This window comes from Streptomyces sp. 4F14 (assembly GCF_048159485.1).
Classification (GTDB): Bacteria; Actinomycetota; Actinomycetes; order Streptomycetales; family Streptomycetaceae; genus Streptomyces.
In genome coordinates, this window is record NZ_JBLRVY010000008.1 from 167958 (window position 1) to 184969 (window position 17012).

Annotated in this window: 15 protein-coding genes; 2 read left to right on the forward strand and 13 right to left on the reverse strand. The window is 71.9% G+C overall.

Annotated features, from left to right (window positions below):
- Positions 1–137 precede the first annotated feature (137 nt).
- Positions 138–1457, reverse strand: a complete 1320-nt coding sequence (locus ACLZOT_RS16080; RefSeq protein ID WP_416969576.1) for a hypothetical protein — start codon at positions 1455–1457, stop codon at positions 138–140.
- Positions 1458–1567: 110 nt separating this feature from the next.
- Between ACLZOT_RS16080 and ACLZOT_RS16085 the strand changes: the two genes are divergently transcribed.
- Positions 1568–2629 carry a hypothetical protein gene (locus tag ACLZOT_RS16085; protein WP_416969577.1) on the forward strand — a complete coding sequence of 354 codons (1062 nt, stop codon included), beginning with the start codon at positions 1568–1570 and terminating at the stop codon, positions 2627–2629.
- On the opposite strand, the gene ACLZOT_RS16090 is transcribed toward ACLZOT_RS16085, so the two are convergent.
- From ACLZOT_RS16090 to ACLZOT_RS16135, 10 genes are all read right to left on the reverse strand, one after another.
- A complete protein-coding gene (locus ACLZOT_RS16090) occupies positions 2610–4256 on the reverse strand; it encodes an alpha/beta hydrolase (protein WP_416969578.1) in 1647 nt (548 codons plus the stop codon). The two genes, ACLZOT_RS16085 and ACLZOT_RS16090, sit on opposite strands and share 20 nt — an antisense overlap.
- Positions 4257–4390: 134 nt before the next feature.
- On the reverse strand, positions 4391–5800 hold the full coding sequence (aspA, locus tag ACLZOT_RS16095) for an aspartate ammonia-lyase (RefSeq protein ID WP_416969579.1): 1410 nt from the start codon (positions 5798–5800) through the stop codon (positions 4391–4393).
- 131 nt (positions 5801–5931) lie between these two features.
- Positions 5932–6948 (reverse strand): asparaginase, encoded by a 1017-nt coding sequence (locus ACLZOT_RS16100; protein WP_416969809.1) that lies wholly within the window; start codon positions 6946–6948, stop codon positions 5932–5934.
- Positions 6949–6983: 35 nt separating this feature from the next.
- Positions 6984–8423 (reverse strand): amino acid permease, encoded by a 1440-nt coding sequence (locus ACLZOT_RS16105; RefSeq protein WP_416969580.1) that lies wholly within the window; start codon positions 8421–8423, stop codon positions 6984–6986.
- A complete protein-coding gene (locus ACLZOT_RS16110) occupies positions 8420–9097 on the reverse strand; it encodes a FadR/GntR family transcriptional regulator (protein WP_416969810.1) in 678 nt (225 codons plus the stop codon). Before ACLZOT_RS16110 ends, ACLZOT_RS16105 begins: the two co-directional genes overlap by 4 nt.
- A gap of 157 nt (positions 9098–9254) precedes the next feature.
- On the reverse strand, positions 9255–10094 hold the full coding sequence (locus tag ACLZOT_RS16115) for an undecaprenyl-diphosphate phosphatase (RefSeq protein ID WP_416969581.1): 840 nt from the start codon (positions 10092–10094) through the stop codon (positions 9255–9257).
- Between the two features lie 85 nt (positions 10095–10179).
- Complete coding sequence (gene crcB / locus ACLZOT_RS16120; protein ID WP_416969582.1) at positions 10180–10545, reverse strand: fluoride efflux transporter CrcB; 366 nt, start codon at positions 10543–10545, stop codon at positions 10180–10182.
- Between the two features lie 9 nt (positions 10546–10554).
- Positions 10555–10992, reverse strand: coding sequence for a fluoride efflux transporter CrcB (gene crcB, locus ACLZOT_RS16125; RefSeq protein WP_416969583.1), 438 nt, complete (start codon positions 10990–10992; stop codon positions 10555–10557).
- A gap of 64 nt (positions 10993–11056) precedes the next feature.
- The gene (locus ACLZOT_RS16130; protein ID WP_416969584.1) at positions 11057–12016 is read right to left on the reverse strand and encodes an SMP-30/gluconolactonase/LRE family protein; all 960 of its coding nucleotides are present in this window, start codon (positions 12014–12016) and stop codon (positions 11057–11059) included.
- Between the two features lie 128 nt (positions 12017–12144).
- A complete protein-coding gene (locus tag ACLZOT_RS16135) occupies positions 12145–12438 on the reverse strand; it encodes an ArsR/SmtB family transcription factor (RefSeq protein ID WP_416969585.1) in 294 nt (97 codons plus the stop codon).
- A 285-nt stretch (positions 12439–12723) separates the two neighbouring features.
- Here ACLZOT_RS16135 and ACLZOT_RS16140 point away from each other — a divergent pair, with 285 nt between their 5' ends.
- A complete protein-coding gene (locus ACLZOT_RS16140) occupies positions 12724–13110 on the forward strand; it encodes a VOC family protein (protein ID WP_416969586.1) in 387 nt (128 codons plus the stop codon).
- A gap of 59 nt (positions 13111–13169) precedes the next feature.
- Here the strand turns inward: ACLZOT_RS16140 and ACLZOT_RS16145 are convergent, their stop codons facing one another.
- Together ACLZOT_RS16145 and ACLZOT_RS16150 are read right to left on the reverse strand one after the other, a co-directional pair.
- A complete protein-coding gene (locus ACLZOT_RS16145) occupies positions 13170–14738 on the reverse strand; it encodes a glycoside hydrolase family 53 protein (protein ID WP_416969587.1) in 1569 nt (522 codons plus the stop codon).
- A 125-nt stretch (positions 14739–14863) separates the two neighbouring features.
- The gene (locus ACLZOT_RS16150) at positions 14864–16882 is read right to left on the reverse strand and encodes a beta-galactosidase (RefSeq protein ID WP_416969588.1); all 2019 of its coding nucleotides are present in this window, start codon (positions 16880–16882) and stop codon (positions 14864–14866) included.
- Positions 16883–17012: the final 130 nt, after the last annotated feature.

Here is a 17012-nt window from a genome sequence, read left to right on the forward strand (position 1 = left end):
GTGGGCGACGTTCCGCCTGCGGGGCGGTGGTCTGTGCATGACCGGGGCGTGTTCGCGGGGTGCGGCCGGGCGCCGTTCACCCGCGGTTCGCGGCGCCCATGCCCCTCAGGCTCTCAACCTCTCAACCTCTCAACCTCTCAGCCGAACCGGTTGCTGCGGACGGGGCCGGTGCTCCGTACGCGGGCGCGGTCGCCCTGGAGCCAGGTGTCCCGTACGGCGGTGACGAACTCCGTGAGCCGTTCCCGCGGGTCGGCCGGGGTGGCGCCGTCGCCCTCGTCGGGGGTGGGGTCGGCCGCGACGATGTCGGCGGCGATCTCCGGCTCCGGGCGCGGGTCGGGGCCGCCGCGTTCGACCTCGCCGTCCGCGCCGACGCGCAGGGTGTCGCCCCAGGGCGCGGTGGCCGACTGGTGCAGCAGGGCCACGCTGTCGGGGGTGACGGCGGGCGGGTCGGTCCAGCAGCTCGCGTGCTCGTGGAGGATCTGTCCGGGCGTCCGGGCGAACAGTTCACCGAGGATCTCGGGCCCCTGCTCGGCTTCGGCGGTCTCGTTCAGGTCGTAGGCGACGACGACGGTGTCCGCGCGGCCCGCCTCGTACGGCAGCGCGGGCAGGCCCAGCACCTCGGCCGCCGCGAGGCCCAGGATCCGGCTCGACCGGTCCGGCAGCAGCGACACGGACGTGGGCCGCGCCCCGGCCGCCGCGAGCACCGCCTTCAGCGCGAGCAGACCGCGCAGGCACTGGCCGTAGGTGTCCTGGAGCCAGGCGAACCGGCCGGACATGCCGGCGTCGTAGCCGTACGGCGAGAGGGTGCCGAGGACGGTGCCGCCCATCACGTACTGCCAGCCGCGCAGGTCGGCGTGGTCCAGGGGGTTCGTCGTGGCGGCGGCATCGGCGCGCTCCAGGGAGCGGCGCTGGCGGGCCTGGGCGGGGCGCCACATCTCGTCCTCGGGGTCGGCGAGGAGCGCGTGCTGCCGCCGGGCCAGGGGCAGGTCTCCGGCGAGGACGGCGTTGAACACCAGCAGGTAGCGATCCGGCCAGTCGTCGAGGTCCGCCTCGTGCGCGAGGAGGGCGTCCGCCGCCTCCCGGTGGCGTGAGCCGTCCTCGTAGGCGGCGACCAGTTCCCGCAGGAGCGGCTTCGCGCCGGGGGCCAGCCGCAGCGCCTCACGCAGGGCGGGGATCGCGAGATCGGCGACGCCGCGCTCGATGCAGGCGTACCCGAAGTCGTAGAGCGGGCGCGGCTGTGCGGGGTCGGCGGCGACCGCCTCGGCGGCCTCGCGCAGGTCGTCGAAACCGGCCTCCCCGGCGGCCCGTCCGGCGACCAGGGCGACTTCGGCGAGGGGCGCGCTCTCGGCGGCGGCCCGCAGGAGCCTGAGCGCGCCGGGGATGTCGCCCTGGTCCAGGCATTCCCATGCCTTCAGGGTGTCGGGGGACTTGGGGCGGCGCGGCTTGCGGGAGAACATGCGTGCGATTCTCGCCCGGGGCCGGGGTGGTCATCAAGCGGATTTCCGGCGGGCTGTGACCGATGGCGATGTTTCTCCGTCTACCTGGGTGACCGACTGTGGGGGGAACGATGAACTGGTCCAGGGCCTTGGCCGTCGGGGCGGCCGGCCTCGTGCTGTGCGGGTGCGCGGGCGCGGACGGGACGGCGCCGCATGCGGCCCCCTCCTCCGCGCGCCCGTCGAGCGCATCCCCGTCGGCCGGGCCCTCGCTGACCCTCAACGGTCAGAGCGACGCCCGCCCCGGAGGGCGCGTCCACATGATGCTCTACGGCGTCACCCGCGCGCGGGGCGGCGACGAGGTGACCGCCCGGTCGGCCGCGTTCACCGGGCCGGTGCGGCTGCGCTGGGAGACCGACCACTACTGGGCCCTGGGGACGCTGAGCATGACGGGCAAGCCCGGCTCGTACCCCCTGACGGTCGCGGTCCACGGCCGCGACGTGGCCCACGACAGCATCCGAGTCGTGCCGTCCCCGCGCCCCTCCTTCACCCTCTCCCCGTCGCAGGAGGTGACCCGCCCCGGCGAACCGGTGGAGATGGCTTTCGACGACCTGTACCCCGGCGAGAAGGGCACCGGCTTCACCGTCCGGTCCCCGGCCCTCCCCGCGCCCGTGCGCCTCGTCCACGACGACCTCATGGACCTCTACAACCCGCGCGCCTTCTCGGCACAGCCCGAGCTCAGGACCGGCCTGGCGGACGGCACGTACACCTTCGCCCTGTACGGCGCGGACGGCCGCCGGGTCGCCGAGCGGCGGCTGACGGTCCGCGCGTCCCGGCCCGGCGACCCCGACTACCTGGGCAAGCCGTACGGCCCCGACTTCGTCGACCCCGAAGGGACCTACTTCCGTGGCGACGCCCCGTTCCGGCCGGTCCCCGGCGGGCGGGTGTCGGTCATGTGGCACGACCTCCACCCGGACCCGGGCGAGGAGACCCGGCTGACCGCCACCTCCCCGGCGTTCACGGGGGTGGTGCGGCTGCGCCACGACGACACCAAGAGCGCCGACGGCGACGACCCGCGCTTCGTCGGCACCGCCACCGTCCGCCCGGGTCTGCGGCCGGGCCGCTACCCGGTGACGGTCGTCTCGCACCACGGCCGCACGCAGCGGACCGGGTACCTCACGGTGACGGCACGGTAGGCACGGGCAGCGGCCCGGCCGGGCAGGTCGTGTCCCGCGCGGGCACCTTCCCGTCGAGCAGGTAGGCGTCGACGACCGCGTCCACGCACGCGTTGCCGTTCTGGTACTGCCCGTGGTCGCCGCCCCCGGTGACCGTGACGAGCCGCGACCCCTTCAGCGCCCGGTGCGCCCGCAGCGCGCCCTCGTAGTACGTCGCCGGGTCGTGCACGGAGTTGAGCATCAGGGTCGGCGGCAGCCCCTCGCCGGTGACCTTCACGCGCGGGGCGTCCGACCGCGGCCAGGAGGCGCAGACGGCGGCGTACGCGAGTTCCCGCGCCCCCACCAGGGGGTACTCGCGCGTGTCCGTGGCGCTCTGCCGCAGCCAGTGGCCGAGGTCGCGGGTCCACGGCGTGTCGTTGCAGGTCACCGGGAAGTAGGTGGCGGCGAAACCCGGCGAGAGGTAGTTCGCGAAGGTCTCCCCGGCCGTCTCCCGCTCGGCCGGCGTCGCCGTGTCCCAGCGCTCCAGGGAGGCCAGCACGGACGCCAGGGAGGGCCACAGGCCGGCGTTGTACATGCCCTGGATCGTCGCGTTGTCGAGCTGGTTCGGGCCGATCGTCACCGAGCCGGCGGTGAGAGGGTGCTCGCGCAGCGCGGCCCGGCGTGCCTCCCAAGTGGCCCGCGCCTCGGCCGCCGTACGCCCGTAGTGGTAGACCGCGTCGTACCGGGCGAGCCACGGCAGGAAGTCCTGCTCGAAGCGGCGCTGGAAGCTCATCGGCTGGCCCAGTTCGGCCTGTTCCCAGGTGCCGTCGAAGGCGAGGTTGCTGTCCAGGACGGCGCGTTCGACGTGCTGCGGGTACTCGGTCGCGTAGTAGGCGCCGAGCCAGGTGGCGTACGAGGGGCCGTAGTACGCGATCTTCTCGACGCCGAGCAGGGTGCGCAGCAGGTCGATGTCGTGGACGGCTTGATCGGTGGTCAAGTACTTGACCAGGTCGCCGCTGCGATCAACACAACTCTTGACGAATTGACGGGAACGGTCGACAACACCCTGGAGAGCGACGGGGGAACGGTCGCGGAAGTCACCGGCGTAGAAGTCCCGGAACTCGGCGTCGGTCTGGCAGGTGGCGTGCGAGCTGCTGCCCACGCCGCGCTGGTCGAAGCCGACGACGTCGTACGCGGCGCCGACGGAGGGCGACGCCTTCACGAACCCGGCGGGGCGGTTCAGGCCCGACGCGCCGGGGCCGCCGGCGGCCATGACGAGGACGCCGCGCCGCTTCGCGGGGTCGGTCGCGCGGTGGCGGGAGACCGCGATCGTGAGGTCCGCGCCGGTGCCTGGGTGGTACCAGTCGCGGGGGACGGTCATCGTCGCGCACTCCAGCGCGGGGGTGCGGGCGCAGGGCTGCCAGTCGAGGCGCTGGTCCGTGTAGCGGGCCGGGACGGAGTGGGGCCGGGTGGGTGCTGCGGCCTGCGTGGTGGACCGTGCGGTGGCCTGCGGTGCGGCCTGTGCGGTGGTCTGGGTGATGGTCGAGCCCGCCGCCAGCGCGACGGCCGCGGCCACCGCTCCCACGGCGGTCGCCGGCCGTCGGCCCGCGCGGGAGCCGGGCGCCGGCGGCGCGGACTTCGAGAGCACGGACTTCGAGAACCTGGGCATCGAATCCCCTCACTGCCGCGCGGGGTCGTGCGGCGTCTGACTCGATGGTCGGGCCGGAGGGGGTGCCGAATCGATCATGCTGGTGCCCGTTCCGGGGGTGGCACCAGTGCCACCCCCGGCCCGCGTGCGCGGCCTCACGCCAGCGGCGATCCGCTGCCCGCGACCACCTCGGGGCGCAGCAGGGCCGCCAGCGTCTCCGTCGGCAACAGGCCCTTCTCCAGGACGAGTTCGGCGACGCCCCGCCCGGTCTCCAGCGCCTCCTTGGCGATGTCGGTCGCCGCCTCGTACCCGATGTGCGGGTTGAGCGCGGTCACCAGGCCGATGGAGTTCTCGACGGTCTCCCGCAGCCGCTCGGTGTTCGCGGTGATGCCGTCCACGCAGCGTTCGGCGAGCGTGAGGCAGGCCGCGCGGAGGTGGGTGATCGACTCGGAGAGGGAGTGCAGGATGATCGGCTCGAACGCGTTGAGCTGGAGCTGTCCGGCCTCGGCGGCCATGGTGATGGTGACGTCGTTGCCGATGACCTCGAAGGCGACCTGGTTGACGACCTCGGGGATGACCGGGTTGACCTTCCCCGGCATGATCGACGAACCGGCCTGCACGGGCGGCAGGTTGATCTCGCCGAGCCCCGCGCGCGGGCCGGAGGAGAGCAGGCGCAGGTCGTTGCAGCTCTTGGAGAGCTTGACGGCGATCCGCTTGAGGACGCCGGACATCTGGACGAAGGCGCCGCAGTCCTGGGTGGCCTCGACGAGGTTCGCGGCGGTGACGAGGGGCAGGCCGGTGATGTCGGCGAGGTGGCGGCGGGCGGCCTCGGCGTACCCGGCGGGGGCGTTGAGGCCGGTCCCGATGGCCGTGGCACCGAGGTTGATCTCATGGATCAGCTCGACGGCCTCGTCAAGACGGCTGCGGTCCTCGTCAATCATGACGGCATAGGCCGAGAACTCTTGACCGAGCGTCATGGGAACCGCGTCCTGCAACTGTGTACGGCCCATCTTGAGCACGTCACGGAACTCGACGGCTTTGCGGCCGAAGGCGTCCTGGAGTACGGCCATCGCCTTGAGCAGTCCCCGTACCGCGAAGACGGTCGCCACCTTGACGGCGGTCGGGTAGACGTCGTTCGTCGACTGGCCGAGGTTGACGTCCTCGTTGGGGTGCAGGTGCTGGTACTCCCCCTTGGCGTGCCCGAGCAGTTCGAGCGCCCGGTTGGCGATGACCTCGTTGGCGTTCATGTTGGTGGAGGTCCCGGCACCCCCCTGGACGACGTCCACGACGAACTGGTCGTGCAGTTTGCCCGTGCGGATCTCCCGGCACGCGGCGACGATCGCGGCGGCCTTCTCGGGCGCGAGCAGGCCGAGTTCCTCGTTGGCGAGGGCGGCGGCCTCCTTGACGGCGGCGAGGGCGTCGACGAGGTGCGGGTAGGCGGAGATGGCCATGCCGGTGATGGGGAAGTTCTCGGTGGCGCGCAGGGTGTGGACGCCCCAGTAGGCGTCGGCGGGGATGTCACGGAAGCCGAGGAGGTCGTGCTCGCTGCGGGTGACGGCGGTCATGGTGAGGGTGGTCCTCTTTCGGGTGGGTGAGGTGTACCGGGGCAGGACAGGGGTACGGCGCGCACACTCGCCGCACCCCTGCCGCGACGCCGCGCGCACCCCGCACGGGTGACGCGGCGTCCGGGGTGGCGCTACGCGCAGGCGGGCAGGGTGACCGGGTCGAGCGCGCGTACCGCGCGGACCTCGCCGACGGGTTCGCCGCCGCCGAGGAGCGCCTCGCCCGCGAACGCGGTGAGGCGGGCCGGGTCGACGCCCGCGCGCGCGAGGGCGGCGGCGGTGACGGGGACGCGCGCGCGGTTGGCGCCGTCGGAGATCTTGACGGCGACCGCGCGCCCGTCGGGCAGGGCGGCGACCTCGACGCCCTCGAAGCCGTCCTTGGCGAGCAGTCCGGGGACGGCCCGCATGAGGGCGGCGACGTCGCGGTCGGCGCCGGAGGCCATCTCGGGGTGGGTGCGCATGGCGTCGGCGACCTTCGCCTCGGGGGTGCCCGGGACGGCGGTGGTGATGCGGGCGGCGGCGCGCGCGAGCCCGTGCAGGGACACGGAGAACAGGGGTGCGCCGCAGCCGTCGACGCTGACCTTGGCGATGCGCTGCCCGGTGAGGTCCTCGACGATCTCGGCGATGGCCTGCTGGAGGGGGTGCGCGGGGTCGAGGTAGCCGTCGAGGGGCCAGCCGTTGAGCTTGCAGGTGTAGAGCATCGCCGCGTGCTTGCCGGAGCAGTTCTGCGCGAGGCGCGAGGGGCCCCGGCCGTCCCTGATCCACTGGTCGCGCTGGGCGGCGCCGTAGGGCAGGTCCTCGACGTTGCGCAGGGCGTCCTCGGGGACGCCGGCCAGCTCCAGGATGCGGCGGGTGCCGGCGAGGTGGCGTTCCTCGCCGGAGTGGCTGGCGGCGGCGAGGGAGAGGAGTTCGCCGTCGAGGGGGAGCCCGGCGCGGACCATGGCGACGGCCTGGACGGGCTTGAGGGAGGAGCGGGGGTAGAAGGCGGCCTCGATGTCGCCGAGCTGGAAGGTGACCTCGCCGCCCGCGCCGAGGACGACGACGGAGCCGTAGTGGACCCCTTCGGTGACCCCGCCGCGCACCAGGTGGGCGACGGGGGCGTGGAGGGGTTCGCGGATGAGGGGGGCGTCGGTGGGGGTGCTGCTGAACATCACTGCCTGCGGGTTGTCGTGGGCCGGTGCGGGGGTCACGCGTCGGCCTTTGCGGAGGCGCGCTTCAGGCGTCCCCGGATGGCGTACCAGCCGACGACGAGCGCTCCGACGATCAGCGGCAGGCACAGCACGGTGGTGCGTCCGGCGCCGCCGTCGGCGTACATGAGGACCAGGACGGAGGCGAGGAAGACCAGCGTCACGATCTCGGTCCAGGGGGAGCCCGGCAGCTGGTAGCCGGGGCGGGTCAGTTCGCCCTTCTGGGTCTTCTGCCAGAACAACAGGTGGCAGACCATGATCATGCCCCAGGTGGCGAGGATGCCGATCGCCGCGAAGTTGAGGACGATCTCGAAGGCGTCGGCGGGGACGACGAAGTTGAGGCCGACGCCGAGGACGCAGACGCCGCTGGTGAGCAGGATGCCGCCGTAGGGGACCTGGGTGCGGCTCATCTTCGCGGTGAAGGCGGGGGCGGAGCCGTTGACGGCCATGGAGCGCAGGATGCGTCCGGTGGAGTAGAGGCCGGAGTTCAGGGAGGACATGGCGGCGGTGAGGACGACGAGGTTCATGACGCCGCCGGCGGCCGGGATGCCGATGTTGGACAGGACGGTCACGAAGGGGGACTCGCCCGACTTGTAGACGTTCCAGGGCAGCAGCATCGACAGCAGGACGACGGAGCCGACGTAGAAGAGGCCGACGCGCCACATGATCGAGTTGATCGCCTTCGGCATGATCTGCTCGGGGTTCTCGGTCTCACCCGCCGCGACGCCGACGAGTTCGACGGAGGCGTAGGCGAAGACGACGCCCTGGATGATCAGCAGCATGGGCAGCAGGCCGTTGGGGAAGACGCCGCCGTTGTCGGTGATCAGGGACGGGCCGGGGGTGTGGCCGCCGACGTCGTGCTGGGTGACCAGCAGCCAGATCCCGATCAACATGAAGATCACCAGCGCGCTGACCTTGATGATCGCGAACCAGAACTCCAGCTCGCCGAAGATCTTGACGGAGATGAGGTTGACGGTCAGCACGACCGCCAGGGCGATCAATGCGAGCACCCACTGCGGGATGTCGGAGAACATGCCCCAGTAGTGGGTGTAGGTGGCGACGGCCGTGATGTCGGCGATGCCGGTGGTCGCCCAGTTGAGGAAGTACATCCAGCCGGCCGTGTAGGCGCCCTTCTCGCCGAGGAACTCGCGGGCGTACGACACGAAGGCGCCGGAGGAGGGCCGGTACAGGACGAGTTCGCCGAGGGCCCGTACGACGAGGAAGGCGAAGATCCCGCAGACCGCGTAGGCGATGAAGAGGGAGGGCCCGGCGTCGGCGAGGCGTCCGCCCGCGCCGAGGAAGAGGCCGGTGCCGATGGCGCCGCCGATGGCGATCATGTTGACGTGCCGGTGTTTGAGGGACTTGCTGTACCCCTCGTCTCCGGCGTCGACGTGCGGGGACGAGGGGCGCGTCTCGTCTTTGAGGTGCTGTTCGCTCACGCCTCGGGTCCGCCTTCCAGGGGAGTTTCCGCGCGCGGGGTGCGCACGATGTCGGTGAGGGACGTCTCGACGCGGTCGAGGTGGTGGCTCATGGCCTCGACGGCGTCGGGCTCGGAACCGTCCATGAGGGCTTCGACGATGGCCCGGTGCTCGCGGTTGGACTGCTCGCGCCGTCCGCCCAGTTCGTTGAGGAAGGCCGACTGGCGTGCCAGTGCGTCGCGGATCTCCTCGATGACCCGGCGGAAGACCGGGTTCTGGGCGGCTTCGGCGACGGCCAGGTGGAAGAGGGTGTCCATCGCGACCCACGCGGTGGTGTCCGTCTCCCGTTCCATGCGGTCCAGGAGGTGGGCCAGGTGGTCCAGGTTCTCCGGGGTGCGGCGCAGGGCGGCGTACCCGGCGACCGGGATCTCGATGTGGCGGCGCACTTCGAGGAGGTCGCTGGCCGCGTAGTCGCCGAAGGTGGGGTCCTCGACGGTGCTCGCGACCACGAAGGTGCCCTTGCCGGTCTTGGCGACCGTCAGGCCCATCGTCTGAAGGGCGCGCAGGGCCTCGCGGAGCACGGGCCGGGAGACCTCCAGGGTGCGGCAGAGCTCCGCCTCGGAGGGGAGCTTGTCGCCGATGGCGTACTGGCCGCGTTCGATGGCGCGGCGGAGGTGGGTGAGGACCGCCTCCATCGCACTGATGCGACGGGGCCCCGAGCCACCTGTCTGGCTGTCTGACAGGTTCACGGGAGTGATGGTGCGGCTGCGCGCCAGGTGGTGTCAAGACGAACGAAAAGAAAAATTCACCGGGCGTGCGAGCTGAAAGCCCGTCCAACGCCCGGTGATCTGATCAGGCGCTCAGCGCACCCGTCGAGAGGAGACCGAGGAGCAGGACGCCGACGACGATGCGGTAGGCGACGAACGCGTTGAACGAGTGCTTCGCGACGAACTTCAGCAGCCAGGCGATCGAGACGTACGCGACCGCGAACGACACGACGGTCCCGACGGCCAGCGGCACCGCGCCCACGCCCGCGCCGAGGGCGTCCTTCAGCTCGTACAGGCCCGCTCCGGTCAGCGCCGGGATGCCGAGGAAGAACGACAGGCGGGTGGCCGCGACCCGGTCGAGGTCGAGGATCAGCGCGGTCGACATGGTGGCGCCGGAGCGGGAGAAGCCGGGGAAGAGCAGTGCGAGGATCTGCGAACTTCCCACCAGCATCGCGTCCTTGAACGACGTGTCGTCCTCGCCGCGCTTGTGCCGGCCCATCTGGTCCGCCGCCCACATCACACCGCTGCCGACGATCAGGGAGGCGGCGACCACCCACAGCGAGCCCAGCGCGCCGTCGATCAGCGGCTTCGCGGCGAGGCCGACGATCACGATCGGGATCGTCGCGCAGATCACCCACCAGGCGAACTTGTAGTCGTGGTGGTGGCGCTCCTCCTTCTGTGCGATCCCCCGGCCCCACGCGGAGACGATCCGCACGATGTCCTTGAAGAAGTACACGAACACGGCCGCGATGGCGCCGACCTGGATCACGGCCGAGAAGCCGACGACCGCCGGGTTGTCGACGGAGATGCCCATCAGGCCCTCGGTGATCTTCAGATGGCCGGTGGAGGAGACGGGCAGGAACTCCGTCACTCCCTCGACGACTCCGAGGACGACGGCTTGGCCGACAGAGATGGTGACGCTCATGGGATCCAGTTCTGCGGGAAGGGGGACGACTGTGGGGGACAGTCCTACCAGCCGCGGGTAGGGCGCCGATCGCGCCGCCGGCCCGCTACGACCAGAACGTCTGCCCGATCCACACGCCCCCGAAGGCGGCCCCGAGCCCCGCCAGGAGACTCCCCGCGACGTTGGCGACGGCGTACAGTCCCGCGCCCGTCTCGGCCAGTCGGAGCGTCTCGTAGGAGAACGTCGAGTACGTCGTCAGCGCGCCGCACAGGCCGGTCCCCAGCAACAGCCGCAGATCCGGCCCCACGGAGGCGGCCCCGGTGAGCGTGCCGAGCACGAGACAGCCGACGACGTTGACGGCGAACGTCCCCCACGGGAACACCGTGTCGCGGCGGGAGCGCACCGCCCGGTCGGTGAGGTAGCGCAGGGGCGCTCCGACCATGCCGCCGACGGCGACCAGCAGCCAGTTCACAACGGTTTCTTACCCTTCCTGTCCGCTTCGCCGGGCTGTGCCGCAGAGCCGGCGCGTGGTGACGGCCGCGAGCCATACGGCGGCCAGCGCCGCGCACAGGGTGCCCGCCAGGTAGGCGAGGCCGGTCGCGGGCTCCCCCTCCCCCAGCAGCCTGCGGACGTCGACGGCGTACGTCGAGAAGGTCGTGAACCCGCCGAGGACCCCGGTCCCGAAGAACGGCCGCACCAGCCGGTGGACGGTCAGGATCTCCGTGACGAGCACCAGGAACGCGCCGATCACCGCGCAGCCGACGACGTTGATCCCGAAGGTGGTCCACGGGAACCCGCCCGCGCGCGCGGGCCACAGCAGGCCCGCCCCGTACCGGATCAGCGAGCCCGCGACCCCGCCGGCGGCCACCGCCGCGACGACCGGGAGTTCGCGCGGGCCCTGTGCCGTCGGCGCTGTCATGTCGTCCGTCTCCTGCCCGGCCGTGATCACGGCCGGGCATCAGGGTAACGCCGCTGGTGAGGTGCTAGGCGGGGGCCGCGCAGACGGCGATGCCGGGCTCGCTGAGGCTGCCGAGGACCAGGAGGCCGTCCGTCGTGCGGCAGGCGCTCGTGACCATGCGGAAGCCGGATCGGCGGCGGGTGAGGTGGTGCAGGGTGCGGCCGGTGTCGTCGACGGCGAGGACGCCGGCCGTGGCGGAGGGGCGGTAGGGGGCGTGCAGGGCGAGGCGTGCGGCGCGGCGGCGCAGCGCCGGGGACGCGCGGTGCAGGAGGTCGAGGGCGGGGACGCGGGGGCCCGCGAGGGCGACCCAGACGGGGCCGTCGGGGCCGGAGCGCCACAGGTTGTCCGGGTAGCCCGGGAGGTCCTCCACGAAGGGCTCGGCGACGCCCGTACGGGGTCCGGTGAGCCAGTACCGGGTCAGGCGGCGGGCGCCGGTCTCGGCGACGATCAGGAAGGAGCCGCAGCCGCTCACCGCGAGCCCGTTCGCGAACTGGAGCCCCTCCAGCAGCACTTCGGGCGTGTCGGCGCCCGGGGACAGCCGCAGCAGCCGCCCGGTCCCGGTGTGGCCGACGAGGTCGCCGAGCCACTCCCCCAGCGCGAACTCCCGGCTGGAGACGGTGAAGTAGACCGTCCCGTCGGGTACGGCGACGGCGTTGCTGCAGAACCTCAGCGGCTCCCCCTTGGCCGACTCGGTCAGCACGCGCACGCTCCCGTCGCCGGTGTCCAGGCGCAGCAGGGCGCCCTCCGCGTCGCACACCAGCAGGCCGCCGTCCGGGAGGAGTTCGAGGCCGAGGGGGCGTCCGCCGATCTCCCCCACGTGCTCGACGCGGGCCGCACGCGGGTCGTCGAGGCCGGATATCCGGAAGATCCTGCCGTCCGACACGCCGGTGAGGACTCTGCCGTGCCCGTCCGCGACGACGTCCTCGGGGCCGTGGCCCGGGAGCGTGACGTACCGGAGGGGGACGAGAGCCGCGCGACGGTGCATGGACGTGTGGCCTTCCTGTCGGAGTCGGGTAATCCTTTCAGCCGCCGCCCGTCTCCATGCGCGCGGGCGGGGGCCTTTGCCGGGGCTTTCCCCGGGCCCGTCTCCCCCGTCCCAGCAGCCCGTCCGCGCTACCTCTGCCAGCCCTTCTCGAACAGCCGGGCGACCTCCGCGATACGGACCTCGTCGCGCCGGTAGTAGGTGCGCCGGCCGACCTTCCGTACGCGCAGCAGGCCCACGCGCGCGAGGAGGTCGAGGTGGACCTCGGCGGCCTTGCGGCGGACGCCGAGCTTGTGGGCGAGCGCGCCGGCGGTGACGCCGTGCTCGGGGGACGTGGTGCGCCGCCGCGCGGGAAAGTGCAGGGCGGGCTCCTTGAGCCATTCCAGAATCTCCAGGCGCCGTCCGGCCACGGGAGTCCTCAGCATCTGAACCTGTCCCTCCGTCCTCGCGTCGGGGCCTCCTCCTACCGCGTCTGTCCACTTTCCCGCAGTCGAGGCCCTCCCGTCCCGGACTCCGCCGTGCCCGTCCGAGGCACGCCGTCCCGCCTGCGCGGACCGCACACGCGCGCGGGGCGTGCGGCACGGTTCCGGATGGCCGCGGGGGCCGTCCGGCGGTGGCGCCGGGGCCTGCGGGCACGTCCGTTCGGCCGGGGGACGCCGGGGGTCCTACGGTGGGAGGGCGTACGCGCGTCCACGCCTCAGGGAGCGATCATGCGGATCCATCTGACCAACGTCTTCGTCGACGACCAGGAGAAGGCCCGGCACTTCTACACCGACGTCCTCGGGTTCGTGACGAAGCACGACGTGCCGGTGGGCGCCGACCGGTGGCTGACCGTCGTCGCGGCCGGCGACCCCGACGGTCCCGAACTGCTCCTGGAGCCCTCCGGGCACCCCGCGGTGGGCCCGTACAAGGCGGCTCTGTTCGCGGACGGCATCCCGGCGGCCTCGTTCGCCGTGGACGACGTCCGCGCCGAGTTCGAGCGGCTCTCCGGGCTCGGGGTGCGGTTCACGCAGGAGCCGGTGGCCGCGGGGCCGGTCGTCGTCGCGGTCCTCGACGACACCTGCGGCAACCTGGTCCAGCTGATGCAGACGGCGTAGGCCCGGCCGCGCGGGGGGTGCGCGGCCGGGCCTGTGGGGGTCAGCGGGTCAGGGTGCGGCTACCGGTGCTTGAACCACGACATCGAGCCGAGCGCCTTGTCGTCGTAGCCGAACAGGGCCTGGTTCTCCCAGCCGTTGCCCGAGGAGGCGTCGGTGGGGTCCCAGCCGTTGCCGGTGACGGCGGTCCAGGTGGCCTCCCAGTAGAAGACGCCCAGGCCGCGGCCGTTCGGGACGGCCTCGACGATGCTGGTGACGTCGTTCAGCCACCTCGTCTGCCCGGCGACCGTGGCCGGGTAGCCGCTCACCAGCTCGCTGCTCAGGTCGATCTGGTTCTCCAGCGAGTCGTCCTGGGCGAGCGTGAAGGGGTACGCGGTCTCGGCGAGGAACACCGGCTTCCCGTACCGCGCCGCCGCGTCGTCCAGGGTCGTCTGGAAGTCGGCGAGCGCGCCGTGCCAGTAGCCGTAGTACGACAGGCCGATCGCGTCGAACTTCACGCCGTTGGAGACGGCGCTGTCGAACCACCAGCGGGTGCCGGACAGGTCGCCGCCCTTGGCGAGGTGCAGGGCGACGGTGGTGGACGAGTTGACCGCCTTGACGGCGTCGTATCCACTGTTGAGCAGTCCGGCGAGCTGGGACCAGTTACTGGTCGATCCCTCGTTCCACAGCATGCCGCCGTTGATCTCGTTGCCCACCTGGACCATGTCGGCGGTGGTGCCTTGAGCCTTCAACGCGTTCAACACGTCGTACGTGTGGTTGTACACGTCCGTCTTGAGTTGACTGTATGTGTGGCCCGCCCATGCGGCCGGCTTGGACTGGGCGCCCGGGTCGGCCCACGTGTCCGAGTAGTGGAAGTCGACCAGCAGCTTCATGCCGGACGCCTTGATCCGCTTGGCCATCGCCAGGACGTGCGCCTTGTCGTTGTAGCCGTCGGCGGGGTTGACCCAGACCTTGAGGCGCGCGTAGTTCATGCCGGCGTTGCGCAGGATGCCGATGGCGTCGCCGGTGGTGCCGGAGGCGTTCTTGTAGACGCCGCCCTTGGCCTCGCTCTTGGCGAGGGAGGAGATGTCGGCACCATGGATCGATGTACCGGTGGTCCCTGCACTGAACGTCAGGTCGTCAACATTGATCCAGTTCCCGGCGTTCGCGTCACTGTTGATGCTGATGGTGCACTGGTTGTTCGTCACATTGACCGGCGTGACAATGCGGATCCAACCACTGGACGACACCGGTATGTCTGTACGCTGCTCGGCGCTCCCGCAACCCTTGAGCGCTATGTACGCCGCGTTCTGCCCGCCGCCCGAGCGGACCCACGCGGTCAAGGTGTAGTTCCCGTTGGTCAGCCCCGACAGGTACTGGTACGTCTCCACCTTGTAGGCGCTGGACGCCCACTGGGTGAGCCGGTAACTCCCGCCGTGGCCACCGGACTCGGTGAAGGAGGCGGAGTTCTGCCCGCCCGCCGAGTAGGTGGACCACCCGGCGGGGGTCGCGGTGCCGGTGCCGTCGGACTCGAAGCCGCCGTTGGTGAGCGTGGATGCGGCGGCGGCGCTCTGCGCGGGCAGGGCGCTGAAGGCGAGGCCCGCGGCCAGCGGCAGCATGAGGGCCTGGAGAGTGCGTCTGGGATGGAACATCGTCGTCCGTCGTCCCTTCGACGTGATGGGGGTGGGGTGTCCCGCACCTGACAAAGCCGGGGTGCGGGGACCCCCTCCGCCCGCGGCTCGCGGCTCCACGGGCGAAGGGGGAGTCGGTGGCCGGCTCAGCCGTCGAGCCGGACGACCCGCACGGCGCCCGCCGCGACGGCGAGGTGACCGGAGGCGGGCTCGCCGGTGAGGAGTTCGGTGCCGGAGGACTCCAGCGGCACCTTGACGTCACCGGCGGTGTGGTTGATGACGAAGACGTAGTCGGCGTTCTCGCCGGACCGGCGCACGACCTCGACGTCACGGGGCAGGTCGCGCGGGGTGATCCCGGCGTCGTCGGCGGCGCGGGCCAGGAGCGTGTCGAGGCCCTCGGCGCCGAGGCGGGTGGAGACGTACCAGGCGGTGCCCTCGCCGAGGCGGTGCCGGGTGACGGCGGGCCGCCCGGCGGCGAGGCCGTCGGCGAAGGACCAGACCGTCTCGGCGCCGCGCGGGACGACGAACTCGCTCCACACGTCGCCGGTCAGCTCGGCACCGTCCGCGCCGGTGAGCCGTACCGATTCTCCGGCCAGCAGCGGGGAGAACTCCTCGACGGTGAGGCCGAGGACGTCGCGCAGGGCGCCGGGGTAGGCGCCGTCGTGGACGGCGTCGTGCTCGTCGACGATGCCGGAGAAGAACGACACGACGAGGGTGCCGCCGCCGGCGACGTAGGCGCGGAGGTTGTCCCCGGCGGCCTCGGTCATCAGGTAGAGGGCGGGGACGACGACCATCGGGTACGTCGACAGGTCGGACTCGGGGTGGGCGAAGTCGACGGTGAGGTGCCGGTCGTAGAGGGCCTCGTAGAAGGCGTCGGCGCGCTCGCGCGGGTCGGCGTCCTCGCTGGGGCGCCAGGCGAGGTTCTGCGCCCACCAGGACTGCCAGTCCCACAGGACGGCGACGTCGGCCTCGGTGCGGGAGCCCTTGACCGAGGTCAACGAGTCGAGGGAGGCGCCGAGTTCGACGACCTCGCGCCACACGCGGGTGTCGGTGCCGCCGTGCGGGACCATCGCGGAGTGGAACTTCTCGGCGCCGCGCCGGGACTGGCGCCACTGGAAGAACATGGCGCCCTCGGAGCCGCGCGCGACGTGCGCGAGGGAGTTGCGGGCCATCTCGCCGGGCGCCTTCGCGGGGTTGCGGGGCTGCCAGTTGATGCCCGAGGTGGAGTGCTCCAGGAGGATCCAGGGGGCGCCGGCGCCGACGGAGCGGGTGAGGTCGGCGGCCATCGCGAGGTTGACGTGGGTGCGGCGGCCGTCGGTGATCAGGTAGTGGTCGTTGGTGACGATGTCGACCTCGCGGCCCCAGGCCCAGTAGTCGACGGAGTCGCACTGGCTGAGGGCGGTCATGAAGTTCGTCGTCACCGGGACGCCCGGCGCGAGGCGGTGCAGGATGTCCCGCTCGGCGACGAAGTTCTCGCGCATCGTGGCGTCCGCGAACCGCTTGTAGTCGAGGGCCTGGCCGGGGTTGCCGACGGTGGGCGCGGTGCGCGGCGGGTTGATGTCCTCGAAGCTCGCGTACCGCTGGCCCCAGAAGGCGGTGCCCCAGGCGGCGTTGACGGCTTCGATGCCGCCGTACGTGGTCTCCAGCCAGCGGCGGAAGTGGGCGGCGCAGGAGTCGCAGTAACACGCGGAGACGGGGACGCCGTACTCGTTGTGGACGTGCCACATCGCGAGCGCCGGGTGGTCGGCGTAGCGCTCGGCGAGCTGGGTGGTGATGGCCGCGGCGGCGGCGCGGTAGTCGGTGTTGCTGTGGCAGATGGCGCCGCGGGAGCCGAAGGCGTAGCGGGTGCCGTCGGCGGCGACCGGGAGGGCCTCGGGGTGTTCGCGGTAGAACCAGACGGGCGGGACGACGGTGGGGGTGCCGAGGTCGACACGGATGCCGTTGTCGTGCAGCAGGCCGATGATCCGGTCGAGCCAGCCGAAGTCGTACTGCCCGCGCGCGGGCTCCAGCAGGGCCCAGGAGAAGATCCCGACGCTGACCATCGTGACACCGGCCTCGCGCATCAGCCGGACGTCCTCCTGCCAGACGCTCTCCGGCCACTGCTCGGGGTTGTAGTCCCCGCCGAAGGCGAGCCTGGTGAGGCCCTTGGGGCTGGTGTCCGGCATGGATCTCTCCCGTGTGATCGATCTTTTGGGAACGTGCACAGACGACCGCGCCGTTCGAAGCCCAACATAACCGCACAGCAACAACCATTGACAAGTGTCCGGGATGTTTCTCTACTGTGAACGCTCACAG

Bases quoted from the DNA above. Each gene is read 5' to 3' on its own strand.
- crcB (WP_416969583.1), bottom strand. From the start codon at position 10,992: ATGACAGCGCCGACGGCACAGGGCCCGCGCGAACTCCCGGTCGTCGCG.
- ACLZOT_RS16090 (WP_416969578.1), bottom strand. From the start codon at position 4,256: ATGCCCAGGTTCTCGAAGTCCGTGCTCTCGAAGTCCGCGCCGCCGGCG.
- ACLZOT_RS16085 (WP_416969577.1), top strand. From the start codon at position 1,568: ATGAACTGGTCCAGGGCCTTGGCCGTCGGGGCGGCCGGCCTCGTGCTG.
- ACLZOT_RS16140 (WP_416969586.1), top strand. From the start codon at position 12,724: ATGCGGATCCATCTGACCAACGTCTTCGTCGACGACCAGGAGAAGGCC.
- ACLZOT_RS16150 (WP_416969588.1), bottom strand. From the start codon at position 16,882: ATGCCGGACACCAGCCCCAAGGGCCTCACCAGGCTCGCCTTCGGCGGG.
- ACLZOT_RS16080 (WP_416969576.1), bottom strand. From the start codon at position 1,457: ATGTTCTCCCGCAAGCCGCGCCGCCCCAAGTCCCCCGACACCCTGAAG.
- aspA (WP_416969579.1), bottom strand. From the start codon at position 5,800: ATGACCGCCGTCACCCGCAGCGAGCACGACCTCCTCGGCTTCCGTGAC.
- ACLZOT_RS16100 (WP_416969809.1), bottom strand. From the start codon at position 6,948: ATGTTCAGCAGCACCCCCACCGACGCCCCCCTCATCCGCGAACCCCTC.
- ACLZOT_RS16130 (WP_416969584.1), bottom strand. From the start codon at position 12,016: ATGCACCGTCGCGCGGCTCTCGTCCCCCTCCGGTACGTCACGCTCCCG.
- ACLZOT_RS16115 (WP_416969581.1), bottom strand. From the start codon at position 10,094: ATGAGCGTCACCATCTCTGTCGGCCAAGCCGTCGTCCTCGGAGTCGTC.
- ACLZOT_RS16110 (WP_416969810.1), bottom strand. From the start codon at position 9,097: ATGGAGGCGGTCCTCACCCACCTCCGCCGCGCCATCGAACGCGGCCAG.
- ACLZOT_RS16145 (WP_416969587.1), bottom strand. From the start codon at position 14,738: ATGTTCCATCCCAGACGCACTCTCCAGGCCCTCATGCTGCCGCTGGCC.
- ACLZOT_RS16135 (WP_416969585.1), bottom strand. From the start codon at position 12,438: ATGCTGAGGACTCCCGTGGCCGGACGGCGCCTGGAGATTCTGGAATGG.